15 protein-coding genes are annotated in these 26,739 nt (G+C 62.2%); 7 read left to right on the top strand and 8 right to left on the bottom strand.

The window, feature by feature from the left end; all coding sequences use genetic code 11:
- Positions 1–5: 5 nt before the first annotated feature.
- Together xdhB and BLV41_RS09560 are read right to left on the bottom strand one after the other, a co-directional pair.
- Positions 6–2,345 (bottom strand): xanthine dehydrogenase molybdopterin binding subunit, encoded by a 2,340-nt coding sequence (gene xdhB, locus BLV41_RS09565; RefSeq protein WP_074711474.1) that lies wholly within the window; start codon positions 2,343–2,345, stop codon positions 6–8.
- Entirely contained in the window at positions 2,342–3,817 is a 1,476-nt protein-coding gene (locus BLV41_RS09560) for a xanthine dehydrogenase small subunit (protein ID WP_074711473.1), read from the bottom strand. Before BLV41_RS09560 ends, xdhB begins: the two co-directional genes overlap by 4 nt.
- A gap of 218 nt (positions 3,818–4,035) precedes the next feature.
- On the opposite strand from BLV41_RS09560, the gene BLV41_RS09555 reads away from it, so the two are divergent.
- From BLV41_RS09555 to BLV41_RS09545, 3 genes are all read left to right on the top strand, one after another.
- Positions 4,036–4,521 carry a nucleoside deaminase gene (locus BLV41_RS09555; RefSeq protein ID WP_074711472.1) on the top strand — a complete coding sequence of 162 codons (486 nt, stop codon included), beginning with the start codon at positions 4,036–4,038 and terminating at the stop codon, positions 4,519–4,521.
- Positions 4,522–4,791: 270 nt separating this feature from the next.
- Complete coding sequence (locus BLV41_RS09550; protein ID WP_211481618.1) at positions 4,792–6,006, top strand: LLM class flavin-dependent oxidoreductase; 1,215 nt, start codon at positions 4,792–4,794, stop codon at positions 6,004–6,006.
- 24 nt (positions 6,007–6,030) lie between these two features.
- Complete coding sequence (locus BLV41_RS09545; protein ID WP_074711470.1) at positions 6,031–7,428, top strand: NtaA/DmoA family FMN-dependent monooxygenase; 1,398 nt, start codon at positions 6,031–6,033, stop codon at positions 7,426–7,428.
- 227 nt (positions 7,429–7,655) lie between these two features.
- Here the strand turns inward: BLV41_RS09545 and BLV41_RS09540 are convergent, their stop codons facing one another.
- From BLV41_RS09540 to BLV41_RS09520, 5 genes are all read right to left on the bottom strand, one after another.
- Positions 7,656–8,684 (bottom strand): LLM class flavin-dependent oxidoreductase, encoded by a 1,029-nt coding sequence (locus BLV41_RS09540; protein ID WP_074711469.1) that lies wholly within the window; start codon positions 8,682–8,684, stop codon positions 7,656–7,658.
- A 318-nt stretch (positions 8,685–9,002) separates the two neighbouring features.
- Positions 9,003–10,430 (bottom strand): dicarboxylate/amino acid:cation symporter, encoded by a 1,428-nt coding sequence (locus tag BLV41_RS09535; RefSeq protein WP_074713233.1) that lies wholly within the window; start codon positions 10,428–10,430, stop codon positions 9,003–9,005.
- Positions 10,431–10,635: 205 nt separating this feature from the next.
- On the bottom strand, positions 10,636–12,327 hold the full coding sequence (locus BLV41_RS09530; protein WP_074711468.1) for a DUF885 domain-containing protein: 1,692 nt from the start codon (positions 12,325–12,327) through the stop codon (positions 10,636–10,638).
- A gap of 9 nt (positions 12,328–12,336) precedes the next feature.
- The gene (locus BLV41_RS09525) at positions 12,337–12,564 is read right to left on the bottom strand and encodes an acyl-CoA carboxylase subunit epsilon (RefSeq protein ID WP_044577712.1); all 228 of its coding nucleotides are present in this window, start codon (positions 12,562–12,564) and stop codon (positions 12,337–12,339) included.
- Entirely contained in the window at positions 12,561–14,144 is a 1,584-nt protein-coding gene (locus tag BLV41_RS09520; RefSeq protein ID WP_074711467.1) for an acyl-CoA carboxylase subunit beta, read from the bottom strand. The genes BLV41_RS09525 and BLV41_RS09520 overlap by 4 nt, the downstream gene beginning before the upstream one ends.
- Positions 14,145–14,449: 305 nt before the next feature.
- Here BLV41_RS09520 and BLV41_RS09515 point away from each other — a divergent pair, with 305 nt between their 5' ends.
- From BLV41_RS09515 to BLV41_RS09505, 3 genes are read left to right on the top strand one after another with little or no spacing between them, the layout of a single operon-like run.
- Complete coding sequence (locus BLV41_RS09515; protein WP_074713232.1) at positions 14,450–15,397, top strand: biotin--[acetyl-CoA-carboxylase] ligase; 948 nt, start codon at positions 14,450–14,452, stop codon at positions 15,395–15,397.
- Positions 15,390–15,989 carry a PH domain-containing protein gene (locus tag BLV41_RS09510; RefSeq protein WP_074711466.1) on the top strand — a complete coding sequence of 200 codons (600 nt, stop codon included), beginning with the start codon at positions 15,390–15,392 and terminating at the stop codon, positions 15,987–15,989. The genes BLV41_RS09515 and BLV41_RS09510 overlap by 8 nt, the downstream gene beginning before the upstream one ends.
- Entirely contained in the window at positions 15,973–17,052 is a 1,080-nt protein-coding gene (locus BLV41_RS09505; RefSeq protein ID WP_044577719.1) for an adenylate/guanylate cyclase domain-containing protein, read from the top strand. Before BLV41_RS09510 ends, BLV41_RS09505 begins: the two co-directional genes overlap by 17 nt.
- A gap of 64 nt (positions 17,053–17,116) precedes the next feature.
- Here BLV41_RS09505 and BLV41_RS22770 read toward each other — a convergent pair whose 3' ends face one another.
- Positions 17,117–20,017, bottom strand: coding sequence for a helix-turn-helix transcriptional regulator (locus BLV41_RS22770; protein ID WP_170835446.1), 2,901 nt, complete (start codon positions 20,015–20,017; stop codon positions 17,117–17,119).
- A 519-nt stretch (positions 20,018–20,536) separates the two neighbouring features.
- Between BLV41_RS22770 and BLV41_RS09495 the strand changes: the two genes are divergently transcribed.
- A complete protein-coding gene (locus tag BLV41_RS09495) occupies positions 20,537–26,716 on the top strand; it encodes an Ig-like domain-containing protein (RefSeq protein WP_074713231.1) in 6,180 nt (2,059 codons plus the stop codon).
- Positions 26,717–26,739 lie beyond the last annotated feature (23 nt).

Raw genomic sequence — 26,739 nt, 5'->3', positions numbered from 1 at the left:
GGCCCCTACGTCTTTGCGGCCGACTGCGCAGCATGGATGGCCCAAAAAACGGCCTCGGGTGTGGCAGGGGATTCAAGAACCACGCTGTGGTCCGCAGGCCCAAAAGCCCGCACGGCATCGCGCAGCGCCTCCCGGGCGCTGAAAGCCAGCATGAGTGGTGGTTCACCCACGGCCTTTGAGCCGTAGACGGCACCCTCTTCGGCGGCGTGATCCATCAGGCGAACATTGAATTCCTGGGGCATCTCGGAAAAACTGGGAATCTTGTAGGTGCTGGCCGATTGCGTCAGCAACCGGCCTCGCGCCGGGCCGTCGCTCTCATCCCACCGCACATCCTCCAACGTCAGCCAGCCCACGCCCTGAACGTAGCCGCCTTCGATCTGTCCGACGTCGACAACGGGGGAGAGCGAGTCTCCGGCGTCATGCACAATGTCCACCCGGCGGAATGTGTACGCGCCGGTGAAGCCGTCAACCTCAACCTCGGTGACAGACACGCCGCCGGCAAAATATTTGAAGGGCTCGCCTTGCATGATGTCAGGATTCCAGTGGAGACCCTCGGTCCGGTAGTAGCCGGCTGCCCACAACTGAACACGCTGCAGATAGGCCTTCATGACAACGTCGGCAAAGCTGACGCTGGGGCCCTTCATGCCCAAGGCGGTCACCACGCCATGGGAGAAACGAACATCGCTGCCGGAAACTCCGAGCATTCCTCCGGCCACGGTCGCCAGCCGGCCGATGATTTGTTCGCAGGCGTTCTTGACGGCTCCTCCGTTGAGATCGGACCCTGAGCTGGCCGCGGTTGCCGAGGTGTTGGGCACCTTGTCAGTACGCGTGGGCGCCAGCCGGACGGCCGTCAGCGGGACACCCAGCGCCGTCGCGGCAACCTGCAACATTTTCGTATGGAGCCCCTGGCCCATCTCGGTGCCGCCGTGGCTGATCAGCACCGAGCCGTCCTTGTAGACGTGCACCAGTGCGCCGGCCTGATTCAGCGCCACGAGGTTGAAGGAGATGCCGAACTTCACCGGTGTGATGGCCAGGCCACGCTTCCGGTGTGGATTTGAAGCGTTGAACGCGTCAATGCTGATGCGCCGCTCGTCAAAATTACTGCTTGCGCGGCACTGTTCCCACAGCGTAGTGACCCGCTCGGCATGACGAACGGGCATCCCATAGGGGGTGGTGTCGCCGTCGCGGTAGAAATTCTTCCGCCGCAAGTCCTCCGGCACCAGGCCAAGGAGCGGGGCGCAACGGCCCAGAATATCCTCAATCAACAACATTCCCTGGGGTCCGCCAAAACCGCGGAACGCCGTTTGGGAGGTCTTGTTGGACTTGGCCACCTGGCCCTCGAGGCGTACGTGCGGGATCAAATAGTTGTTGTCGACATGGCACAGGGCCCGGGCCAAAACCGCCTCCGACAAGTCCAGGCACCAGCCGCCGTCGGAGGTTAATACAGCCTTGAGAGACTGCAACATTCCGTCCTTGGAGAATCCAACGTCCCACGAGGTGTGAAAACCGTGCCGCTTGCCCGTCATGGTCATATCCAAAGTTCGGTTGAGACGAACCCGAACCGGCCGTCCCGTCAGCAGCGTGCCGATGGCGGCAATCGCGGCAAATCCATGCGATTGCATCTCCTTGCCACCAAACGCGCCGCCCATGCGCAAACTCTGAACAGTGATCTCATGACTGGCCAGGCCCAGCACGTGGGCCAGAATTGCCTGAGTCTCCGACGGGTGCTGGGTGCTGCTCTGGACGAAGACCTGGCCGGCCTCATCCACCGTGGCCAATGCTGCCTGCGTCTCCAGATAGAAATGCTCCTGACCGGAAAACTCCGTCACGCCGGAAAAGACCCTCTCGGCGGTGGCAAGCGCGGCGTCGGCATCACCTCGGCTAACGGTCCTGTGCATGCCTTGGAATGACCCGGCCTCGATGGCCTCGGCGACAGTGATCAGGGAGGGGAGCTCCTCGTAATCAACCACGACGGCGGCCGCGCCGGCCCGGGCGGCGTTCTGATCCTCGCCCAGAACCCACGCCACGGCGTGTCCGTGGAACATGGCCTCGGAGGGAAAAAGGGGTTCGTCATGATTGATTCCGCAGTCATTGACCCCGGGAACATCCGCGGCCGTGAGGACACGGACGACGCCGGGGATCGCCAGCGCCGCCGTCGCATCAATCGAGCGAACGAGGGCGTGCGCATGCGGGCACTGAACGGGCCAGGCGGTCAAGGCCGATGGGGTGAGGGCGGCAATGTCATCCGTGTAGAGCGCCTGGCCGGTTGCATGCAGGCGCGCACTTTCGTGGGGGACCGGCAATCCAACAATGGGCGCCGTGGGGCGCTGTGACAGCTGGCTCATGAACGGGCCTCCTGAATCACATGATTCTCTGCGTAGAGCTTGAGCAGGGCATTGGCCAACATCATGGAGCGGTACCCGGAGCTGGCCCGATGGTCGCTCATGGGCGTGCCTTCCTTGCCAAGAATTGTTGCGGCGGTGGTGATGGTTTCGTGGGTCCACGGCTTTGATGTGAGGAATTCTTCCGTGGCGACTGCACGAAGCGGCGTGGCTGCCACACCCCCGAGACCAATCGTGGCCTTGGTAATCAGGTGTGCATCGATCTGCAGGCTAAAGGCCACAGCCACGCTGGAGATGTCGTCAAAGCGGCGCTTGGCGATCTTGTGGAAGGCCGTCAGGTTCGACAACTGTCGTGGGATGCGCAGGGAGGTGATCAGCTCATCGGCTTGCTTGAGGTTTGTCCGGTAACCGGTGAAGTAATCGGCCAAAGCCACGACCCTTTGCCCATGAGCCGAGGCCAAGACAATCTGGGCCTCGAGGGCAAGGAGTGCTGGTGCGCCGTCGCCAATGGGTGAGCCCGTACCTAGGTTTCCGCCCAGTGTGGCCCGGTTGCGAATGAGCCTGGATGCGAACTGCGGAATGAGTTGGGCCAGCAGCGGCAGCTTTCCGTTGAGAGCCAGTTCAAGCTCCGACAGCGGTACGGCGGCACCGATTTCAATATCGTGATCCCTGACCTCGATGATGCCCAGCTCCGGGATTTGCTCGACGGCGATCACCAGCGGGGCGCGGCGGGCGCGGATATTTACCTCAACGCCCCAATCCGTACTCCCGGCGACAAGAACCGCTTCCGGGTTTTCGTTGAGCAGCCTTACCGCCTGGGCCAAGGTGGTGGCCCGGACAAAGCGGCCGTCGGAGCGGGTTAGCGCTGTTGGCTTGTACTCCTGGGCTGGGGTGTCCCGACGACGTGCAAAGACCTCATTGGAGACTTCTCCCAAGGAATACGCGGCATCACGGATGGGGCGGTAACCCGTGCAACGGCAGAGATTGCCACTGAGGGCGTGAAGATCGAAGCCGTTGGCACCCAGCTCGCCGTGGGACTGTTCCAAGGTGGCGGCATGTGGCGCCACGCGGTCCTTGCGGTAGAACTCCGCGGCCAAGCTGCAGACAAAACCAGGTGTGCAATAGCCGCATTGAGACCCACCCGCGGAAGCCATCGCCGCCTGAACCGGGTGCATATTCGTGGTGTTTCCCAGCCCCTCGGCTGTCACAAGCTCCTGACCGTCCAGGGCGGCCATGGGCACCAGGCATGAATTGACGGCGCACCAGCTGCTTCCGCCGTTGCGATCTTTTTGGGCCACAAGAATGGCACAGGCACCACACTCACCCTCGGCGCAGCCCTCCTTCGCCCCTGTCAAGCGGTTTTCACGCAGCCATTCAAGGGCGGTGGTGTGTGCGGCCGACGGGCCGAATGCGCGCTCCACACCGTTGATGGTGAACCGCGGCTCAATACCCGGGGAGGGGTCAGGACTATTCATCGTTGCGCTCCGGCTTCATTGTCGTCGCAGGTGGTTCTGGCGGTACGGATACTTCTGGCGGTGAAACCGCTGATCTTTATGCGGATACCTTGTTAGTCTCATCTTGTCGCACTTCTCCGGCCGGCGGCTCATTTGAGCTACAACTTTTTCAGCCGGGGCGGGGTCCTGGATTCCGGAGCGCATCGGTGAACAGCACGCGAGAGGAAGGAAGCGTCCCCATGGATGAGTCACAACGGATAGCGCATTACTTGGCGAAGGCAGTGGAGCTGGCCACGGACAACGTGCGCAACAACGGCGGACCCTTCGGTGCCATCGTCGTCACCGAAGACGGGCGTGAGTTTGTTGGTGTGAACCGCGTGACCGCGAACCTTGATCCCACGGCGCACGCCGAGGTCACGGCCATCCGCAACGCCTGCCAGGGGATTGGCGACTTTGATTTGTCAGGGGCCACGCTCTACTCCAGCTGTGAGCCGTGCCCCATGTGCCTGGCGTCCTCGCTATGGGCCCGGGTGGGGCATGTTTACTTCGCCGCGGATCGCCAGGACGCTGCCGACGCCGGCTTCGATGACGCGCTCTTCTACCAATACTTTGACTCGCCGGAGCATCGCAACCTCATGCCCGTGGCTCAGCTTCCGCCAGGCACGGGCAGCGCGGTTGACCCGTTCAATCAATGGCGTGCCACGGCCAATAAAACCGTTTACTAAGCAGCAGCTGGCGCAAATCGAGAGTTTCCTGCGTCCCGCCCCACAATAAATCCCGTCCCGCTTGATCCAAGGATCGCTGGTGGCGGGATTTTTTTGCCCGCGTGGGTATGTACCCGCATGACGCGCGGAGGCGGTCTGTGAATTAGCGAGTACCTTCATGAATCGAAGTTTGGGCCTCGTTCCCAGACCGTCCTAGCTTGGGTGGACCAAGCAGTGCCCTGATCGGCAGCCGGTCCGTGGCATTCACGACGCCCACCAGGGGGAATGACTATGAGCCCGAACCATCCACTTCATCTGGCCGTGGCGCTTGAGGGCGCCGGCTGGCACCCGTCGGCCTGGCGGGAACCAAACGCCCGTCCGGGCGAACTCTTCACCGCCAAGTACTGGGCGGACCAGATCCTGACGGCCGAAGATGCCGGGATTGACTTTGTGACCATCGATGACAGCCTGGCGCTCCAGTCCGGCGACCCGTTCAACGCCGATACCTCCCCCTACGAGATTCGCGGGCGTCTCGATGCGGTCCTCATAGCCTCCACCGTTGCACCGCTGACGCAAAGCATTGGGCTCATTCCTACCGTGACAACCACCCACACCGAACCATTCCACGTATCAAAGGCAGTTGCGACTCTTGATTACATCAGCGGCGGCCGCGCCGGTTGGCAGGCCAGGGTCTCGATTCGGGACGACGAGGCTGCCCACTTTGGTCGCCGGGAGGCGCCAGGGATTTCCTCCGTGGTGCGCTCACAGACAGGAACTGTTCTCACCGCAGCGGCCGAGGCGCTGTTTGTCGAAGCCGAGGAAGTTGTGGAGGTGGTGCGTCGGCTTTGGGACTCCTGGGAAGACGACGCCGAGATCCGCGACGTTGCAACGGACCGGTTTGTCGACGCCGGCAAGGTGCACGCGATCGACTACAAGGGCGTGAACTTCAGCGTTCGTGGCCCTGCCATCACCCCGCGTCCTCCACAAGGACAGCCCCTCGTTACGGCGCTCGCCCACGCCACAGTGCCCTATCGCTTTGCCGCCGCGTCGGCCGACCTGGTCTTCACCACCCCACACGATTCGGCAGGAGACGCCAAGGAGATTCTCGCCGAGATCCGCAACGCCGAGGACTTTGTGGGCAGGCAGGGTGAGCCCCTTCGTGTCTACGCCGATCTGTTGGTGGTGCTGGACTCGGAGCATGAAGCCGCCTCAGACCGCCTTGCGCGCCTCAATGCCGCAGGCCCTGACCTGGTGACGGACGCCCGCATTGTCGCCGGGTCGGCGGAGCAGCTGGCCCGAGAAATCTCCGCGTTGCACGCCCTTGGATACGACGGAGTGCGGCTACGTCCGGCAACCGTGCCGGATGACCTTCGGCTGATTGCCGACGTGCTTGTTCCTGAGCTGCGAGACAAGGGGCTGACCGCGGATGGACGAGACGGGGGCCCGCTGCGGGCTCGTCTGGGCCTGCCCAGCACCGTGCCCAACCGCTACGCCGCCACCCACTAGAGCACTGAAACCCAAGGAGACATCATGACCAAGCCCCGCAAGCAGATACACCTTGCCGCCTATCTGGGCGGAGTAAACCACGACGCGCTCTGGGAACACCCCGAGGCCGGCAGCCAAGTGGAATTTTCGTCATTCAAGGAGCTCGCCCAGACCGCCGAACGTGGCCGCTTCGACTACTTCTTCCTCGCGGAGGGGCTGGCCCTGCGTCAACGCGGAGAGAAGATTTTTGACCATGACGTGGTGGGGCGGCCGGACACGCTGCCTGTGCTCGCCGCGCTGGCGGCGGTGACCGAGCACATCGGACTGGTCGGCACGCTCAACGCGACGTTCAACGAACCCTACGAACTGGCACGGCAGCTCGCAACCCTTGACCATCTCTCCGGCGGGCGTGCCGGCTGGAATGTGGTGACGTCGTCGGACGCCTTCACCGGCGCGAACTTCCGCCGCGGTGGGTACCTGAACCACTCCCAACGCTACGAGCGCGCCGAACAATTCCTGCAAACCGTCCGCAAGCTCTGGGATTCCTGGGCACCGGATGCCATTGCCGCTGACAAGGCCACGGGCCGGTTCCTGGCCGACCCGACTGCAGGAACCTTTGAACAACACACCAGCGAGTTCGAGATCTCGGGACGCTTCACGGTTCCGCGCAGCCCTCAGGGACGTCCTGTGATCATTCAGGCCGGCGTGTCGGGGCAGGGGCGCGATTTCGCAGCAGCCAACTCCGATGTCATCTTCTCCCCGTACCACCGTTCCCCGGAGGCACAGGAGTTTTACCGGGATGTGAAGGCCAGGGCGGCCCGGTTTGGGCGCAACCCGGACCACCTAAAAATCCTGCCCTCGGCCGGTTTCGTGCTCGGAGATACGCAAGCCGAAGCCGAGGAGAAAGCCCACCAGATCCGCCACCAGCAGCTAACTCCGCGGACCATTCAAATTCTGTTCGAACAGGTGTGGAACCGGGACCTGTCCGCTTACGATGTGGACGGCCCCCTGCCGGACGTCGGGCCGGACATCGAGGCGCCGGAGTTCATTCAGGGCAGGGCGCTGCACGATCGCGACCGGGTGGCCGTTGTGCGTCGCTACCGCCAGCTGGCTGCGGAGAAGGACCTGACCTTCGGCCAACTGGCCCACGAACTGTTCAGCCGCATTGAATTCGTCGGCACGCCCGAACAAGTCGCGGCGGACCTGGATGACTTCATTCAAAGCGACGGCGCCGACGGTGTGGTCATCGGCAACAACGTGGTGCCCACCGGGCTGGCCGAGTTTGTGGACAAGGTGGTGCCGCTGCTTCAGGAACGAGGCTCGCTGCGCACCGAGTACGAGGGCTCCACGCTGAGGGAGAACCTTGGTGTTCCGGTTCCAGAGCGCGGTTACGAGCCGCCGTCGGCGTTTGCGCCACGCCTCCGAGAGGGAGCGGTCGTTTAGGCTGCGGCGGGCTCAATCGCACCGCTGGCGAAAGAATCGGCGAGAACGACGGCGGGGGCGCACCCAAGGTGCGCCCCCGCCGTCGTTCCTGTGTCCCGTGCGGGCTTGCGTCCACGGTCCTCAGAGCAGGGTTGAGACGGACCGTCTCTCCCCACACTGCCGGCTCCGGTCAGTCTGCCTGCTTCCATGCCCCGCCAGGAAAGCCGGCCGTGAGGCACGATGGCGGGTCATAGCGTTGCCGCCAGTGCGCGGGAAGACCAGCCCAGGGCCGGCGCCACCAGCGTGGAAAAATCCGAAACGATCTGCTGGTAGTCGCCGATGGAAAACTCGTAGGGCAGGTTGAGCTGCACTTCACTGGCGTTCGCCACCACCGGATCGGCCAGCAGCGCTGACACGATCTCCTCGAGACCGCCAACAATGTCCGGGGCAAAGAGGGCCCTGCGGGGTCCCTGTGGGGCCAGGGTCCGGGCGTGGCGTCCTGCCGCGTACTCACGATAACGGTCGCGCGTGGCCGCATCGGCGCTGTCGGTTGGCAGGACCACACGTCCAACGATCACGCGCGGTTCCACCTCGCCATTGAAGTCCCGCAGATAGCTGTTGACGTTGCCAGCCTGAGCCTCACCAAAATCGTCGCTGCATTCAGCGGCAACAATATTGCCCACCACAAGGTTTGCGCCATTTTCGGCGGCCCATTCCGTGGAACGCTGCGAACCAGCGCCGTACCAGAGGCGGTCACGCAGCCCGGGGCTGTAGGGCTGCAGGCGGGGCCGTTGAACGTTGCCCGGGGACTGGATCACCGTGTCGGCTGGCCCGAGATACTTCCCCTCCAGATTCTCAAACAACCGTTCAATCCGGCGGTGGGAGAAGTCAACGGTGCGCCAGTCTCCGTCGAATGCCATCTCGCCGAGCAACTCAATGTGCGTTGGAGTCCCGGCGCTGAGCCCCACCTGGAGGCGCCCTCCGGAGAGGACATCGGCGGTGGACAGATCCTCTGCCAACCGGAACGGGCTCTCATACCCGATGGGAATGACCCCGGTGCCAAGTTCAATGTGCTTGGTGCGCTGGCTGGCCGCGGCCAGGAACACGGTGGCCGAGGAAATGCCGTGTTCCAGATGCCGTTGGCGAACCCATGCGCCGTTGTAGCCGAGCTCCTCAGCCAATTCAAACAGCTCCAGGGTCTCTCCGAGACCTTGGCCGGGAGCGCTGTCGAGGTAGTTGCCGGGGGTTAGAAAGCTGATCGACTTCAGCGCCGTCATCGAGCATCTTCGATCTCTGCCCGCAGTGTCATGGCGGCGAGTGCTGATGAATGCGCGGGTGCGGGCAGTGTTCTCATGGAGTGCTCGTTTCTTCCGTTGAAGGCCGGATTATCTTGGCTTGTACTGCCAAGTTAATAGCCAACGGCGCACGGTTCCAATGCCCTGAAATAGGAGTTCACGCGGCTTTATTCCGGGTCATATGGAGACGCCGGAACGGAACAATTGGTCATCCGAGGCCGTCTGCAATGCAGTTGCCAGGGCACAAAAAAGGACTTCCGCCCACCCCGAAGGGTGGGCGGAAGTCCTTAGCGGAAGAGACTAGGCGTTGGCGGGCTCCCGCTGAGGGTCCACGCCGTCGGACTTCTCACCGGCATTCAGCTCAGCCAGCAGGTCATCGGCGTCGTCCGCGAAGGGGTTTCCGTTGCGGGGAGCGTTGTACAGTTCCTCGTCCAGGATGCCCTGGCGCTTGGACACGATGGTCGGTACCAGTGCCTGCCCGGCAACATTGAGCGCCGTGCGGCCCATGTCGAGGATGGGGTCCACTGCCAGCAAAAGTCCGACGCCGGCCAGCGGCAGTCCCAGCGTGGACAGGGTCAGCGTCAACATGACGACGGCGCCCGTGGTGCCTGCCGTTGCCGCTGAGCCCAGTACCGAGACCAGAACGATCAGCAGGTACTGGCCCAGGGTGAGGTCAATGCCAAAGAACTGCGCCACGAAAACTGCTGCAATGGCGGGGTAGATGGCGGCGCAACCGTCCATCTTGGTGGTGGCGCCGAGCGGCACGGCGAAGGATGCGTAGGCCCGGGGGACGCCCAGGTTGCGTTCGGTCACGCGCTGGGTCAGCGGCAGGGTGCCGATCGAGGAGCGGGAGACGAAGCCAAGCTGAACGGCCGGCCATACGCCGGAGAAGTACTGCTTGATGGACAGGCCGTGGCTCTTGATCAACACGGGGTACACAACAAACATGACCAAGGCCAGGCCAACATAGATGGCAATCGTGAACTTGCCCAAGGAGCCGATCGTGGTCCAGCCGTAGGTGGCTACAGCGTTTCCGATCAAGCCAACCGTGCCGATCGGGGCCAGGCGGATGATCCACCACAGCACCTTCTGGATGACGGCCAAGGCGGAGCTGTTGAGCTTGAGGAAGGGATCGGCAGCCTTGCCGATCTTCAGTGCTGCAATTCCAACCACGATCGCAATGACCAGGATCTGCAGCACGTTGAAGCTGACGCTCGTGGTCAGGGCGCCGGACTCGGCAGCCTTCGTCGAAGCGCTCAAGCCCAAGAAGTTGGAGGGGAACAAGCCAACCAGGAAGGCCCACCAGCTACCGGACTTGCCGGTGTAGCCGTCCGGGGTTGCCGTGCCGGTTCCGGCGCCGGGCTGGAAGAGAACGCCCAGGACAATACCGATCGTCACAGCGATCAAGGAGGTGATGGCAAACCAGAGCAGCGTGTTCCATGCCAGCCGGGCGGCATTGGTGACCTGACGCAGGTTCGCAATGGATGAAACAACCGCCGTGAAGATCAACGGGACAACAGCTGCCTTGAGGATCGAGACGTAGCTGCTGCCGATGGTGCTCAAGGTGGTGACCAGACCATTGGGATCGGTCTCGGGGTCACCGCCCAGTTGGCGGGCGAGCAGCCCAAGTGCCAAGCCCGCAATGAGGGCGGCAATGATTTGAACGCCAAAGGAACTGGCCCATTTGGGCAGCCTTGACACTTGGGGTGCGGTTGCTGTGGAAGTCATGCGTCCACGGTAGGTGCGGAACAATAACACCCGGAAATTTGTGTTTCCTTATATGACGCGCAAAAAATTCAATTGTTACGCGTTCCCGGCTACTCCTCCCACTTCCGGCATGCGCCAAGTTCGGGATGAATGTGGCGCCAGTGGACAAGATGCGCCACATTCGCCTCGAGTTCCGCGCATACCGGCGGGGCTGCTTGGCCACGTGCTAGTCGAGAAGGGCCACCTTTAAGGTGTCCAGGCCCACAGAACCAAGGTTGAGTGCCTGGGTGTGGAAGTCGCGCAGGGAGAACGCCACACCGTCACGTGCAGCACGGGCATCCCGGATTTCTTCCCAGAGCCGCTGGCCGATCTTGTAGGACGGCGCCTGACCCGGCCAGCCGAGGTAGCGGTTGAATTCAAAGTCCAGCTGGCCGGCGGAGATGTCCAGGTTGGCGGCCAGGAAATCGTAGCCCGTCTCCGGCGTCCATGTGCCGGAGCCCCAGCTGGCAGGAATTTGCAGCTGCAGGTGGACGCCGATGTCAAATACAACCCTGGCGGCGCGCATGCGCTGGCCATCGAGCATGCCCATCTTGTCGCCCGGGTCTGCGAGATAGCCCAGATCGTCCATGAGCCGTTCGGCGTACAAGGCCCAGCCTTCGCCGTGGCCGGAGACCCAGCAAACGTTCCGGCGCCAATCGTTCAGCAATGCCGATTGGTAGGTTGCCGTGGCCACCTGCAGGTGATGGCCCGGCACGCCCTCGTGGTAGACCGTGGTGGTTTCCGCCCACGTGGTGAAGGAATCCTCACCCACGGGCACTGACCACCACATGCGCCCCGGGCGGGAGAAGTCCTCCGACGGGCCCGTGTAGTAGATGCCACCGTCCTGGGTGGGCGCAATGCGGCATTCAAGGGCACGCATGATGTCAGGGATATCGAATTGCGTGCCGGCAAGATCATTTACCGCAGCATTGGAGAGTTCCTGCATCCACTGCGTAAGTGCCTCGGTGCCGTGCAATTGGCGGGCGGGATCGGCGTTGAGAATCGATTTGGCCTCGGCGATGCTGGCCCCTGGCTTGATGGTGTTTGCCACGATTTCCTGCTCGGCAATGATCCGATCGAGTTCGGCAACGCCCCAGGCATACGTTTCCTCGAGGTCAACTGCCGCGCCAAGGAACTGTCGCGAGGCGAGCGCGTAACGTTCCCTGCCTACGGCATCATTCGCCGGAGCCAAGGGAAGCAGTTCCTGGCGCAAGAAGTTCACCAGTGATTCATAGCCTGCACGCGCCAGCTCGGCATTGGCGAGGAGAGCGGTGGTGAGCTGGGCCGGAAGTTCGGCGTGGTCCGTTGCAGCGGCATCCCGGGCCAGGGTCACGAAGAAACCGTCAGCGGCAGCATGCCGTTCGCACTGCTCGATCACGGCGAGAACCTGCCGCCGGGCCGAAACCAAACCGCGCTCAGCGCCGGCCCGCAGCGAGAGGACGTAGCCATCCACGGCGCCCGGAACATTGGCCAGGCGCGCCGAGATGTGCTCCCAATCCGCAACGGACGCGGTGGGCATGAGGTCAAAAATGGCCCGAATTTCCTGCGCGGGAGAGGCAATATTGTTCAAGTCCGCCAGCACCCAGCCACTCGCATGCAGTTCGAGATCAAGGCCAAGCCGCTCATTCATGGCGTGCAAGGTGACCTTGTCGACGTCGTCCGCAGGTGTCAGGGCGGCCAACTTCTCCAACGTCTCACGCGCCGCCTGAGCCACCGCTTTCAGCCCCTCAGGGGAGTGATCACGATACTCACTTTCATGCCCGGGACGGCCAAGCGCAGTCGCGAATCCGGGATCGAGCTCCAGCAGCGTTTCCGTGTAGGTGTTTGCAACGTGGTCAATGGCGGTGGCGGCACGAGTGGCCGGTGAAGGCAAAGTCATGCCCCGAGCCTACCGCCCCGAACGCCTCCACGAACCGGCACCGGGCCGCGGCGGAAGATTCAACTGCGCGCGCCGCGCCCACTGCCGGGTGGGAGTCTTGGCGCTTTCTTCACTGCCGCCGGACTGCAGGGCAAGTACGACGGCGGTCACGGCGGCCAGCTCTTCGGCGGTGGGATTGCCGCGGGTCACGTTGAGCAACGGGGTCTCGGCTGTTTCCTGTGGCTGGTTGCTCGTCACAGGGGGATGTTCCCATGCTTCTTGGAGGGCAGGCTGGCCCGCTTGTCACGCAGGGCGCGCAGGCCCTTGATGAGCTGGATGCGGGTGTCGCTGGGGGCGATGACGGCGTCAATGTAACCAAGCTCGGCTGCCTGGTAGGGGTTGAGCAGTTCGTCCTCGTAGTGGCGGACGATCTCGGAGCGGCGTGCCTCGACGTCGCCACCCTCTGCTTCCACGGCGGCCAAATCGCGGCGGTACAGGATATTGACTGCACCCTGTGCGCCCATGACGCCGATCTGGGCTGTGGGCCAGGCCAGGTTCAAGTCTGCGCCGAGCTTCTTCGAGCCCATCACGATGTACGCTCCGCCGTAAGCCTTGCGGGTGATGACCGTCAGCTTCGGCACGGTGGCCTCTGCGTAGGCGTACAACAGCTTGGCGCCGCGGCGGATTATGCCCTGGAATTCCTGGTCCTTGCCCGGGAGGAAACCGGGAACGTCAACCAAGGTGATGATCGGGATGTTGAAGGCATCGCAGTTGCGGACAAAGCGGGCAGCCTTCTCGGAAGCGTTGATGTCAAGGGTGCCGGCGAACTGCATGGGCTGGTTGGCCACGATGCCCACGGTGTGGCCCTCGATGCGGCCGTAGCCGATCATGACGTTGGGTGCGTACAGTGCCTGCATTTCCAGGAAGTGGCCGTCGTCAACGATCTGCTCGATCACGGCGCGCATGTTGTACGGGTGGTTCGCCGAGTCCGGGATGAGGGCATCCAAGGCGAGGTCTCCGGCGTCGAGCTCCAACTCCTGGTCATGCTCGGTGACAGGGGCCTCGGCAAGGTTGTTGGACGGGAGGAAGTCCAGCAGTTCGCGGACAAACTCAATGGCGTCACTCTCATCAGTGGCCAGGTAGGTGGACGTTCCGGTAGTGGTGTTGTGCTGGCGGGCACCACCGAGGGTTTCCATGTCCACGTCTTCACCCGTGACGGTCTTGATGACGTCGGGACCCGTGATGAACATGTGGGAAGTCTTATCCACCATGACAACGTAATCGGTCAGGGCGGGGGAGTACGCGGCACCGCCGGCGCACGGGCCCATGATGAGGGAGATCTGCGGGACAACACCCGAGGCGTGAACGTTGTTGCGGAAAATGTCCGCAAACATTGCCAGCGAGGCCACGCCTTCCTGAATGCGCGCGCCACCTCCGTCGTTGATGCCCACTACCGGGCAGCCGTTGCGCAGCGCGAATTCCTGCACCTTGACAATCTTTTCCCCGTTGACCTGGCTCAGGGAGCCGCCGTAGACGCTGAAGTCCTGGCTGTAGATGGCAACCAGACGGCCATCCACCGTGCCGTAGCCGGAGACGACGCCGTCGCCCAAGGGCTTCTTCTTCTCCATGCCGAAGGCCGTGGAGCGGTGCACGGCAAGGGCATCAAACTCCACAAAGGAGTCCGGGTCAACGAGCAGGTCGATGCGTTCGCGGGCCGTGTTCTTACCCTTGGCGTGTTGCTTTTCAACGGCTGCCTCGCCGGAGGGGACTGCAGCTTGAGCCATCCGGTCGCGGAAATCGGCAATTTTGCCTGCTGTCGTTGATAGATCGTGGCTCATTGGTACTCCGGATCGGTAGGTGGAAGCTGGCAGCCCAACAGTGGGAACCGCACAAAGGGGCTAACTCTACTGACAGTCTAATAACCAAAACGACGCATTCATGTGTAGGAATCCTACAAAGTCGGCCGATTTCGCTCTTGTGGACTAGCTCAGTGGCGGTTGCTGGCTTTCCTTATGCGCCGTCGTGGGTGCTTGTGTGGCGCAGCAGTCACTGCTGCGCCACACAGGCACCTTAAGTGTGCGCATACGCAAAGCCGTTCTGGGCGAGGCGGATCGTGTCGCACCCGGCCGATAAGATTGTAGCCATGACTGGTGCCGCAACTCCCAATGAGCCAACTTCCCATGACCCGGCGCCACTGCAAGCACCTCTTCTCAAGGCCGCACTGACGCATCCGCAAGGGGTTTTCGGCCGGGTGGAGGTAGTTGCCTCGGCAGGTTCAACCAACACGGACTTGGCTGCCGGTGCCTCTGACAGCCGCCAGTACTACCCAGACCTGAGCGTGCTGATTGCCGACGCACAGCCAGCAGGAAAGGGGCGCCTTGGCAGGACCTGGGAAGTTCCGGCCGGTTCGGCAATGATCTCAAGCGTCTTCCTCCGCCCGGGTGGCCAAGCCCGGCAGGCGGGACGAACACCTTCGGCCTTCGCCACAACAGGCTACGGCTGGTTGTCAGTTCTCGCCGGCATTGCCTTGTGTGATTCCCTTCGCGCGCTCACAGGCATACCCGCCGAACTCAAGTGGCCCAACGACGTTGTGGTCAATGGGCGAAAACTGGCAGGAATTCTTGCCCAAGTCGTGCCGGCAGCCGTGGCGGGACCAGATCTGGGGCTCGGCGTGGTGGTTGGGGTGGGAGTCAATGTCAGCCTGAGCGCGGAGCAGTTGCCCACGGAACGAGCAACATCGTTGCTGGTTGAGGGCGTCGATATTCTTGATCGGAACCTCCTGCTGCCCGCCTACCTCAATAAGTTCGCCTCCTTGTATCACGAGTTTGTTGCTGTGGGAGGGGACGCTGGCCGAGCCTTGGAGTCTGGGCCAAGCGTCATGGAGTTGGCGGAAAACTTCATGGGCACGCTGGGCCAACAGGTCCGTGCGGAATTGCCCGGTGGCGCCATCTTGCTGGGCACTGCCACGGCACTGCAGGGCGATGGCAGCTTGCTGGTGCGCGATGTTGCCGGGACGGTGCATGCCGTGAGCGCTGGGGATGTGATCCACCTGCGCCGTACCGACTCCGATGGCAGGGCGCATTATGCCTAAATGGCTCTTGGAGGGGGAGCAGGTAGAAATCCGTTGCCGTCCGCACTCCCGAATTCTCATTTGGCCCGTCACGGTGGGGCTGGTTTTGATCTTTGCCGGTTCGGCTGCCATGGCCGCTTTGCAACCAGTCCCGTTCTCCCGCTGGGCCTCAGGCGCCGAGGCAGTGCGCGAGCCAGCCCTCTTTCTGGTGGCAGCCGCTGTACTCTTCGTCCTCGTGGCGTACCCGGTGCGTCGCGTGCTGCGATGGGCGGGAACGCGTTACATCTTGACGGATGAGCGTATTTTGGTGCGCCGCGGGCTGTTTGGCCGCATCCGTGAAATTCATGTCCTTGAGCAGGTCCAGGAAGTGCGCCCAGTGCAGAAATGGCGGCAGCGAATGGCCGGTTCCGGGGACCTGCAACTGCACATGTACAGGGGTGCCATGCGGACCATTGCAGAAGTTCCCTCACTTAACAGGTTTAATGGGGAAGTCCAACATGCGTGGACGAAGGCTATCCGAGCGTCCATTCAGCAAACTCCCCAGCAAGAGGGATACTCTGGTGACGTTGGCACAACAGAAAAGGAGCTGCGCAAGCTTGGAAGAGACAATTGATCCACCCGAGCCGCTGCTACGCCCTGCCACACGAAGCCAAACCAGGGCCCTGGAAACGCAACTTCTCGGCGGCGAACGGACGCTCAAGCGTCGTGACGTGGCCGCCGGTGTAGGTGTCTCCCTCCTTTCTGCACGCAAAATTTGGCGAGCCATGGGGTTCCCCAATCTTGGTGATGACGACGTCGCCTTCACCACACGTGACCAGGAGGCGCTGGGGATTGTTGTCAAGATGGTTCGCGAGGGCCTGCTGACAGAGGAAACAGCCATTTCCGTGACCCGCTCATTCGGTCAGATGACTGACAGGATGGCTGTCTGGCAGATCGAGGCACTCGTTGAAGATCTGGTGGCGGAGCATGGCATCAGTGACGCCGAGGCCCGCCGCGCCGTTGTCTCCGAACTGCCAAACCTGATCGCGCCCCTGGAAGAGCTTTTGGTGTACTCCTACAGGCGGCAGCTCAACGCCGGCATCCAACGCCTTGCCGTGCGTGCGCACGAAGGTCTCGCCGCGAGTGAATTGGGGCGCGACGGCGATGAGGACGACGCACCGCTGCCCCTGGCCCGTGCCGTGGGCTTCGCCGACATGGTCAGTTACACCTCGCTTTCACGCCGCATGAATGAAAAGACCCTGGCCCGCTTGGTTCAGCGTTTTGAGAATATTTGCGCCGAAATCATCAGCGTCGGTGGTGGCCGCCTGGTCAAGACCATTGGCGATGAAGTCCTGTTCAACTGCGAGACGCCGGTTGCCGGTGCCCAGATTTCCTTGGCCTTGGCCGAGGCCATGGCGGCCGACGACTTCCTGCCTGAGGCCCGTGTTGCCATGGTCTGGGGCCGCGTCCTCTCGCGCCTGGGCGATATTTACGGTCCCACCGTGAACCTGGCCGCCCGCCTCACCTCGCTCGCCGAGCCGGGCACGGTGCTCATTGACTCGGTCACGGCGTCGGCCCTGACCAACGATGACCGTTTCATCCTGACCCAGCTGCCCGTGGAGAACGTGCGCGGCTTCGGAGAAATTGCCCCCGTGCTGCTCGAGCGCGGCAAGGGCAAGGGCCTGGTTGTGGACTAACCCGCAAGGGTCTCCACAAGTAATCACGACGCCGGATCCCGGCTGCGGATGCCGCCGTTCTGATTTACCGATCGGGCCGGGTCGCCAACCTGGTGAGATCGATCCGGTTGGAGGCGCCCGTTTTGCGCAAGAGATTCGAGATGTGGGTGCTGACCGTTTTCTGGCTGATAACCAGTGACTCGGCAATCTCAGCATAGCTTTGTCCCGCAATGACAAAAGCGAGAACTTCGTGTTCACGGCGTGTGAGGCCCGGCAGAGGGGCCGGCTCAACTGTCAGGGCATCAACTACCGGGCCAAGCGTGCTTATCCGTGCATCTTGCGCCAGCTTGAGTAGGCGGGTCTGGACCGGTAGCGCCTGCAGCTCATTGGCGAGGGAGAGTCCTCGGCGGAGCATGGAAGATGCCAGCGGACGCAGGGAATGGCCATGCATCAACAACGATTCAGCTGCCCGCCACAGGCAATAGCATTCTTCCCAGCGCAAGGCCCCCGCTGCACAGGAGTCGGCCGTGCGAATCCACAGCATCGCGTTGCCTGGACTCTTCCTGGCACGGCCAACCTCGGCCTGATACAGCAAGTTGAAGGCCTCAACTTGGTGGTCATAGTGATCAGTGGTGAGGCCTGATTCCTGCAGTGCGCGGGGGAATTGCAGCACAAGATCGTCCAGGGACGCCATGAGCGAATCGAACGCACGGCCTTCGTCCCTGGCCTCTTGAATCTGGTCGGCCAAAGCCCGAGCCGCCAGCGGAAGAAGCCATTCGCACATGGTTGGCGGCTGCCCTTCCTCGGAAAGTCCGGCCATGGCTGCGGCGAATGCCGCCGCTGGATTTCCGCCAGTTACGAGCAGCTCTGCCCGAACGGCGTCGAAGTCGAGATTGTTAAACGTCGAGGACTGTGAGTAAATCTCCTCAGCTCGGGCCAGATGGGCCTCTGCCTCGCCTTGTCTGCCTTGCAAGGCAGCGAGCCTGGTGGCCGTCAGCCGGGCAGCAATGTCACCCATCGCCCCGGGGTTTGCCCCCAGGGCCACCCGCAGGGCAGCCTCGCATTCCTGCCAGCGGCCGATCGAGAGGCAACTACTGGCCTCATCGGCGGCCATCTTTGCCAAGTACAGGTGTGGGGCGTCCATCTGGGATAGGAGTTCCCTGCCGGCGCGCATCAACTCGGCGAAGTCCTGGCTGGACCATGCTTCAGTTGCGTTCGCCTGCCATATTGTGGCGTGGAGCAGGGCCCAGAAGTCTCTCGCCTGGGCGGCAGCGTTGGCGGCCTCGGCAGCCAGCGGCCGGGCTTCATCGGGGTGACCGGCCAGCAGGGCCGCCATGGAATTAGCTGTCAAGGCGAAGGACAGGGCTCGTGAGTTTCCAGCATTTCTGGCCACGGAGAGAGCCTCTGCGGCCAAGCCCGGGGCGTCGGGGTCCTCGTTCCACAACCCCACGTGGGCAAACTCGGCCAGCGCATAGGCATATTGCCAACTTTGTTTGTTTGAGCCGCCCAGCTCAACGGCCTGGAGCAAATTACTGCGGGAAATGAATTCGCGTCCCGTTGAAAATTGGAGCAACGCCCTGCGCACCAGAAGCTCGGCGGCATCGAGCGGTTGCTGCGTGGAATCGATATCTGCCAGCAACGCTTCTATTGACTCCAGCTCAGCTTCGGGGTCCCCGGTGACCTCCGCCGCCCAACGAAGCCTCGTCAACAGCTCGTACCTGCTTTCTGCCGGCCTGGGTATTTTGCTGTGAAGATCAACGGCACGTCGGAGCAGTTCCACCTGCCCTGCAGCACCGTTTGGCAATCCCGTGCCAGCGCACGCCCGCAGGGCCCAGTGGTAGGCATCTGCGGGACGGCCACACAGGTAGTAATGGTCTGAAAGCGCCGCCAGGGATGAAAAGTCCGGGGTCGTTTGGTCTGCCACCTTCGATTCGGTGTAAGCGGCGAAGATGGCATGCCACTTTGCGCGTTCGTCGCCGTCGAGGCCGTGTTGGAGCGCTTCTGTGATCAGCGGATGGTGAAACCACCAGCGTTGCCCATCCAGGCTGCACTCGAGAATTCCGGCGTCGGCGCCCTCGCGCAGCAGCGCCAGAACATTCAGTGGACCACCATTGAGTTCAGAGATTGCACCCAGCTCGCTTGAGGGTAGTGGAAGTCCGCCCACTGCCATGAGCTGGGTCAGCTGCCGTGCTTCCATGGACAGGCCTCGCCAGGAGCGCAGAACCGCGCCTTTCAAATCGGCCGGCAGTGCAGCGGGCAAATGGCGGGCAGTTGGTTCCAGCCCGGCAATGACCAGCCGGTTGAGGTAGGCATTTCCTGCCGTATGGTCAAAAACGTCCTGGACAAGTGACTGATGCGGCGGCTCGCCGAGGAGGCTGGACAACTGGGCTTCCGTGTCCGGGCGATTCAGCGGGGCCAGGATGAACGATTCGATCCGGGGCATGCGCCGGATGTCGGCGAGCCACCGTTGGAGGGGGTGATGTTCGCCAACCTCGCCCGATCGCAGCGTCCCGATGATGGCCAGGCGTCTGGCCGCCAGACCGGCAATGAGATACATCAAGACGTCCAGGGTGCCTTGGTCCACCCATTGCAGGTCATCAATGACCAGGACCACCGGGTGGTGCCGGCAGAGACCGTCCAGCCATTCGTCAATCACCATGGGCACGTTGGCGGCCACTTCGCCCGAGGATGACAGCGCCAGCTGCCCTCCGGCGTCGAACGTATCAGCGGCACGGAACGCGTGCCTCAGCGCCAGCAAGGGGATGGATGTTGCCGAGAGTGGCAAACCTGCGCCCGTCAGGACTTGGCCGGTGAACGTGGGGGACAGGCAAGCGTGCTGAACCAGGGCTGTCTTGCCGACGCCGGCATCCCCGGAGACGATCAGGGTCCCCGCCAGCCCCTTCGTGGCGTTGCCGAGAAACGCGCCAAGGAACGCCAGCTCCTGGGCCCGGCCCACAATGTCAACGCCCTGAACTCGGTTGTCCACACCCACCTCTCAATTTTCGCACCGCGCGGGAGAAAGGGCGCTAGAAAAATGAGGGTATTGCCGGCCAATCTCAGGATCGGATCCCGATGCCGGATGGACTGCCGCGGAGGAGTGTGGAACCAGTGGTTCACAAACCATCCAAAGGCAAGAGCGTTCATCGAAAGGCAAGACAGTGACTATGAATCGTGGTTCATCGCGATGGGCAGCCCTGGCAGCAATCCTGCTGTTCACTGCATTCGCCCTCCCTGCACCGGCATCGGCAATGCAGGACCCCGGCACATTGGGCGGAATTGTCCAGGTCCCCACGGGACCTCAGTGCCCCATGACAAGAATCGGCAATCAATTTCTCCGTTGTGACGCGCTCACAGGGGCGGGAGCGGAGGCTCCAACGTGGATACCGGAAATTGTTTGGCCATCATCTGGATCAATCCGATAGGATACGCTTGGCGACTTATTTGAGAGTCCCGGTATTTGTTCGTACCCGATTCTCCGTGGCTTGTGGGGAAGCAAAGGTTTGTCATGGCGTTGAGCGATCTTTTCACCAAATCCTCCAATAAGAAACAACTCGTCACCGCATCCGCAGCGATGGTTCTCTCTGCGGCAGTGGTGACAGGGGCAGTAGTGTATCCGGGCTTCGCCACCGCAGATGTTGACCTCAACGATGGAAGCGTCTGGGTGACGAACCGGGTTGACGGCCTGGTGGGCCACCTCAACGACCAGTCCAAGGTCCTCGACGGAGGGTTCACCGCAACAACTGCCACGTTCGACGTGGTCCAAAACGCCGGAAATGTGTTCATGAATGGCGACGGCGGATCCCTGCTAAACCCCGTGAACACCTCCATGATGGCATTGGAATCGGAGACGGCGCTCGGTGGCGGGAAACAGATTTCCCAGGGCACCAACATTGTCTCCCTCAGCGATTCCGGGGCGGGCAAGGTCTGGGCCATGGACAACGCCGCGGTCCCCGGCTTCAGTGACAAGACCTCCCCCGCCATCGTGACCGGGTTGCGAAGCGCAATATCTGTCACCGCTCCCGATGACACGGTCTATACGGTTGACAGCGAGGCCGGGGAGCTGGTGACCATTGTCCTGAACGACGCCGGCAAGGTCGCGTCCCAGGAGCGGGCGACGCTCGAGGGCTTGGCTGGTTCCCCTGACGTGCAGATCAGTGTTGCCGGCGGCAAGCCGGTAGTTTTTGCGCCATCCTCGGGGAAGCTGTTCCTCCCGGGCGGCAAGTCCGTCACAATTCCAAACGCGCAGGGCGGGCTGTTGGCTCAGGCAACCGCGGAGGGCAACTTTGCCGCGTTGGAAACTCCCACGGCGCTCTTCACCCAGCCCTTGGACGGATCCGGAGCCAAGGTTTTGGAGCTCGGCGGCACCGGCAAGGCGGTAGCGCCGGTTGTCCAGAACGGGTGTGTCCATGCGGCCTGGTCCGGGGCAAACAAGTACGTACTTGCCTGCAACGGCAGCGGCGACTTGATCGAGATCCCCCGAGCCGGAGGCAACTCCGAATTTGTTTTCCGCAAAAACCGTGACGTTGTGGTCCTCAACGATGTCAACACCGGCAATGTGTGGCTGGTCAACCAAAACATGCTCCTGGTCAACAACTGGGACGATCTAAAAACGGACCTGAAGAAGGCCGACAACGCTGAGAAGGATTCTGCCGACCCCAACGTGGTCAACACCCTTCCGGACCGAACCAAGCCGAACCGCTCGCCCGAAGCCGTGGCAGATTCCTTTGGTGTCAGGGCTGGGCGGACCACGATCCTGCCGGTCCTGTTCAACGACTCCGACCCGGACGGTGACGTGCTCACGGTGGAGCCTCCCGCCGACGAACCTGTTGTGGGAGCGGTAGCTTCCATTTATGAAGGAACCGGCCTGCAGATCGCCGTCCCGGACACGGCGGCTGGAGCCGGACAATTCACATATTCGGTCAACGACGGCCGCGGCGGCACTTCGCAGGCTTCGGTGAATTTGCGTGTGGTTCCGGAGAGCGAAAATACGGCGCCGCACACCATGCGGGACTCCACACTGGTTGTGGAACAGGGCCAGACCATGCGCCAAAACGTCCTGACCGATTGGATCGATCCGGACGGCGATGACATCTACCTCATTGGTGCAGTCTCAGACGATGGCTCGGCCGTCATCAAATCCACCCCCGACGGAGAGCTCAGCTACACCGATGACGGGGAAAGCATCGGGATGAAGACCATGACGGTCTCAGTTTCCGACGGCCGCGACATCACGGAGAAAAAGATCAAGGTCAACGTCTTGCCTGCCGGTGGTGTTCCGCCGGTGGCCAACGCCGATTTCTTCAAGGCAGTGGTGGGGCAGCCGGTGGTTCTTGCCCCTTTGAAGAACGACCAGGATCCGGCCGGTGGGAAGTTGCGGCTGGCCAGTGTTTCAAAGGCTCCCAACGCCACGGTTTCGGAGATCGCTGACAATGGCACCGTCACCTTTACCTCCACCGCGGCCGGGGCTGTCTATCTTGAATACCAGGTCACCAACGGGCCCATGAGCGCCAGTGGTTTGATTCGTGTTCAGGTGGTGGACGCCGACTCACAGGGGCTTCCCGTTGCTGTCAAGGACCTGGTCATGCTGCCCTCGGGTGGTTCAGCCCTGGTCGATGTCTTGGGCAATGACTCCGATCCTGCCGGCGGCGTGCTGGTCATTCAGTCCGTGGAACTGCCGCCGGGCTCGCCCGTCTCCGCCACCATCATTGAGCGCAACATCATCAAGTTGACGGACGTCCGTGGTTTGAAGGACAAGATTGGCATTAAATACACCATCTCGAACGGCGCCGGGAATGCCACGGGCGAGATCTCCGTGGTCCGTATTCCGGCCCCGGATAAATTAATGCCACCCCGGGTGGAGCCCGATACCGCCATTGTGCGCGCTGGCGACGTGGTGAGCATTCCGGTTTTGGAAAACGACACCGACCCTAATGGTGAGGTGTTGAAATCTCCCGTGGTGGTGGAATCGCCGGATGAGTCACTGGGCAAGCTGTTCACCGATCAGAATCAGCTGCGCTTTATTGCCGGGCCCACGGCCAAGACGGTCCAGGGTGTGTACAAGGTAGCCAACAGCACCGGCCAGTTCAACTCGGCCCAGGTCACCATCACCATTGTGGCGGCCGATCCCGAGCACAACCTGCCACCTGCCCCGAAAAACCTCACGGGCCGGGTTATTGCCGGAGATCAGGTTCGGATTGCCGTGCCCCTCAATGGCATTGACCCTGAGGGAGACTCCGTGGAATTGGTGGGCGTTGATGAAGGTCCGGGCCTGGGTACCGCCGAAACAGGCAACGGCTTTATCTACTACACGGCAGGTGGCAGCTCCGCCGGGACCGATTCCTTCACCTACCGGGTTCGTGACCGGCTCGGCGCCGAAGCCACGGCCAGGGTTGACGTTGGCATCGCCCCGCCCCTGGCTGTCAACCACCCGCCCGTGACCGAGGATGACTACATCACCCTGCGTCCGGGCCGCAAGGTGGCCCTGGATGTCTTGTTGAATGATTCGGACCCCGACGGCGGACAGCTGGGCTTGGTCAAGGAAGCGTTCCTGGGGCCGGAGGAGATGCAGCCAACGGTCACCGACAAGGGGAAATTGCTCCTGACCTCGCCCATGGAGCCCGGCATCGCCACCATGATGTACACGATTGCGGACAAATTCGGCGCGCAGGCCACCGGCAATGTACGCATGACGGTGACCCCGGATGCGGCACTAAAGGCACCCATCGCGCGTGACGATCGCGTCACGGTGAAGCAAATGCTTGGCAAGAATACTGTTGATGTTCCCGTGTTGGACAATGATGCAGATCCCGACGGCGTGACCGAGGATCTCAAGGTCAGCATCGAGGCCGTGGCTGGCAGGAACAGTGAGTCGGCATCCGTCACCGCGGGCGGGACCGTCCGAATTGTCTTGGCCCCGCAGGAGCAGATGATTCCCTATACCGTCACGGACCAGGACGGGCTGACGTCCACCGCTGTCATTTGGGTTCCGGGACAAGACAAGCAGTATCCGGTACTCAAGAGCACCGAGGTCATCCGTATGACAGCCGGTGAGAGTGCCGTCATGAAACTCGCCGACTACGTCCAGGTCAGGGAAGGCCGGACACCACGGTTGACCGAGGCCTCAAAGATTTCCTTTGTCGGCGCCGGCAAGGACAATGTCATTGTTGGTGACGGGGAAGGCGTTAACTATGCCTCCGACATCAAGTTTTATGGCCCCGGTTCCATCACTTTTGAGGTGACTGATGGTTCGGGCCCTGACGATCCTGCCGGTCTAAAATCCACCTTGACAGTCATGACCTTGGTGGATCCGGCCCCGGCCGCCAAGAAGGACGACAAAGACAAGCCTGAAGAGAAGAAGAACACCCCGCCAACCTTTACCGGGTCCTCGCTGGAGGTCCCGCAGCAGGAGAAGGCAACAGTGGATGTTGGCCCGCTGGCCTTCGATATTGATCCAGGTGACAAGGAGAAGTTCAAGTACGCCATGGTTGGCAACCAGCCCGGCAATTTTGAGGTGTCCTTCTCCGGCACTGTCTTGACCGTGTCGCAACGTGACGGCACCAAGGTGGGGGAGCAGGCAACTGTGCAACTCAGTGTCAGCGACGGCACCAACGAGCCCGTGGTGGCCGAGGTTGTTCTTCGCGCGACGTCAACATCGAAGCCCCAACCTGTAGCCAACGAGGACGTGGTCCTTGAAGCACATGCGGGAAGGGCTGAGGTTGTTGACGTGCTCAAGAACGATGTCAACCCGTTCCCGGACACCCCCTTGCAGGTTGTGGACACCATGACAGAGACCGGCAGCGCCGGAATATCTGTCACCCATACGGCCAGCTCAGTTACCGTCAATAGCAATGACGACTATAAGGGCACCGTTGTGGTGCGTTACACCGTGGAAGACAAGACCAAGGATGCAAGCCGGCACGCCACCGGCAGGATCCGGATTGTCATCAAGGGCAAGCCGGACGCGCCCACCAAGCCTCAGGTTGTTGAGGAAAAGGATAAAGCCGTTCTGCTGACTTGGGATCCGCCGGCCGACAATGGTTCTCCCATCACCAAGTACACGGTGAACTGGACCGGTGGCTCTCAGGACTGTGCAACCAACACGTGCACCGTCACGGGGCTGACCAACGCGACAGAGTACAAGTTCACCGTGACCGCCACCAACGCCGTGGCCACCTCGGCGGCATCGCCCGCGTCGGCCACGGCCATGCCGGACAGGATTCCTGACACACCGGCAGCCCCAACAACCACCTTCGGTGACAAGGCTGTGACGGTTGAATGGGTCACCCCCGTGGGTGAATTCACCCCGGTAACGAAGTTCAATGTTGAGATTTCACCTGCGCCGGCAGGTCAGAATGGGCAGAAGGCCGGGGTTACCGGCAATTCCCTGATCTGGCCGGGCCTGGAGAACGGCACCGAGTACCAATTCCGCGTTCAGGCCATCAACAAGGCGCCAAAACCATCCGAGTGGAGCCCGTATTCGGCGTCAGTGATCCCCGCAGGCGTCCCATCAGCTCCCGCAGCGCCCACGGTGCAAGTACTGGAGCAGGTTGGCAGCCAAAACCAAATCGGAGTCCAATGGAATGTGCCGTTCAACAACGGCGCCCCGGTGACCAAGTACACCCTCACGCAAAGCGGTGGTGGCGAGGCTCCGCGAACGTATACGCCAACAGCCAATGGCCAGACGGTGACTGTGAACAACTCCACGGAGCCGTACACCTTTGCCGTGACGGCCACGAACAAGGCAGGAACGGGTGCGTCCAGTCCGTCCTCAACTCCGCAGCGAGCCGTGGGCAAGGTGGACACGATGGGTGCACCGAGCATTCAGATCACTGACCAGGGCGGAGCCGGCGGTTACGTCATTGTTGGCTACACGCCATTGACGCAGGCTCAACTGAAGGGCTACGCGGCCAATGAGGCCACCTATTGCGTGAAGCTCTCCACCGCGGGTGCCGAGCAATGCGGTGTCCCGTCAGGGGTCAAGCTGGCCTCGCCCAACGGGGCCGGTGTCTACGCCACGGTCCGGGCCCGCGCCAGCACTGGTTCGCAAAGTTCCGTTGGTGATTCCTCCGGCGCATCCGCAACTGTTACCCCGTATGGGGTGCCACTGCAGACTTCGGTGAATGGGAGCACCGCAGGTCAGGGAGACAAGACGGTTCGGTGGACGTGGTCAGCTGCAAACAACAACGGCAGCGCCATTACTCGCTACGAAAGCAGCCTCAACGGCGCGGGTTGGGAGAACCGTGGCATGGCCATGAGCTATTCCACCGGCACGTCCGGCTATAACGACGGGGCCTCGCTGAGCGTGCGGGCGTGCAACGCCGGTGGTTGTGGCGCGGCAGGTTCAGCAACCTCACATGCAGGTTCTGCACCGCCGCCTCCGGCACCTCCCGTCACGGAAGTCCAAGTGAAGGCAGGCACCTGGCACTCCTGCACGCAGGGGCCGGGAGAGTCGAACAACTTCCAGTCCAATCCGGCCCGCTGCGACCATGTTGTGTCACCCGGCGGCAATAACAATATTGGCGGCAAATGGCTGGACACGGCAGACGGCTGGGTGCAGGTAAGAGGATGTGGCAGCGGCTACTACAGCAACTGGTACGAGATGTCCACGGGGCCGCAAACAAATCGATGGGTACGCCCGGACACGGTAGATGTCCGCGACCGCGATGGCGGCAACATCCGCTGCTAACGCAACGGGAGCACTCCCCGCCA

Origin of the sequence: Arthrobacter alpinus (genome assembly GCF_900105965.1) — a bacterium.
GTDB classification, from domain to species: Bacteria; Actinomycetota; Actinomycetes; order Actinomycetales; family Micrococcaceae; genus Specibacter; species Specibacter alpinus.
The sequence above is the reverse complement of the archived record's forward strand: the minus strand, read 5'-3'. Positions and strand labels throughout refer to the sequence as shown.

Coding starts and splice junctions, on each gene's coding strand:
- BLV41_RS09520 (WP_074711467.1), bottom strand. CDS start 14,144: ATGAGCCACGATCTATCAACGACAGCAGGCAAAATTGCCGATTTCCGC.
- xdhB (WP_074711474.1), bottom strand. CDS start 2,345: ATGAGCCAGCTGTCACAGCGCCCCACGGCGCCCATTGTTGGATTGCCG.
- BLV41_RS09545 (WP_074711470.1), top strand. CDS start 6,031: ATGACCAAGCCCCGCAAGCAGATACACCTTGCCGCCTATCTGGGCGGA.
- BLV41_RS09535 (WP_074713233.1), bottom strand. CDS start 10,430: ATGACTTCCACAGCAACCGCACCCCAAGTGTCAAGGCTGCCCAAATGG.
- BLV41_RS09540 (WP_074711469.1), bottom strand. CDS start 8,684: ATGACGGCGCTGAAGTCGATCAGCTTTCTAACCCCCGGCAACTACCTC.
- BLV41_RS09530 (WP_074711468.1), bottom strand. CDS start 12,327: ATGACTTTGCCTTCACCGGCCACTCGTGCCGCCACCGCCATTGACCAC.
- BLV41_RS09495 (WP_074713231.1), top strand. CDS start 20,537: ATGGCGTTGAGCGATCTTTTCACCAAATCCTCCAATAAGAAACAACTC.
- BLV41_RS09515 (WP_074713232.1), top strand. CDS start 14,450: ATGACTGGTGCCGCAACTCCCAATGAGCCAACTTCCCATGACCCGGCG.
- BLV41_RS09560 (WP_074711473.1), bottom strand. CDS start 3,817: ATGAATAGTCCTGACCCCTCCCCGGGTATTGAGCCGCGGTTCACCATC.
- BLV41_RS09550 (WP_211481618.1), top strand. CDS start 4,792: ATGAGCCCGAACCATCCACTTCATCTGGCCGTGGCGCTTGAGGGCGCC.
- BLV41_RS09510 (WP_074711466.1), top strand. CDS start 15,390: ATGCCTAAATGGCTCTTGGAGGGGGAGCAGGTAGAAATCCGTTGCCGT.
- BLV41_RS09555 (WP_074711472.1), top strand. CDS start 4,036: ATGGATGAGTCACAACGGATAGCGCATTACTTGGCGAAGGCAGTGGAG.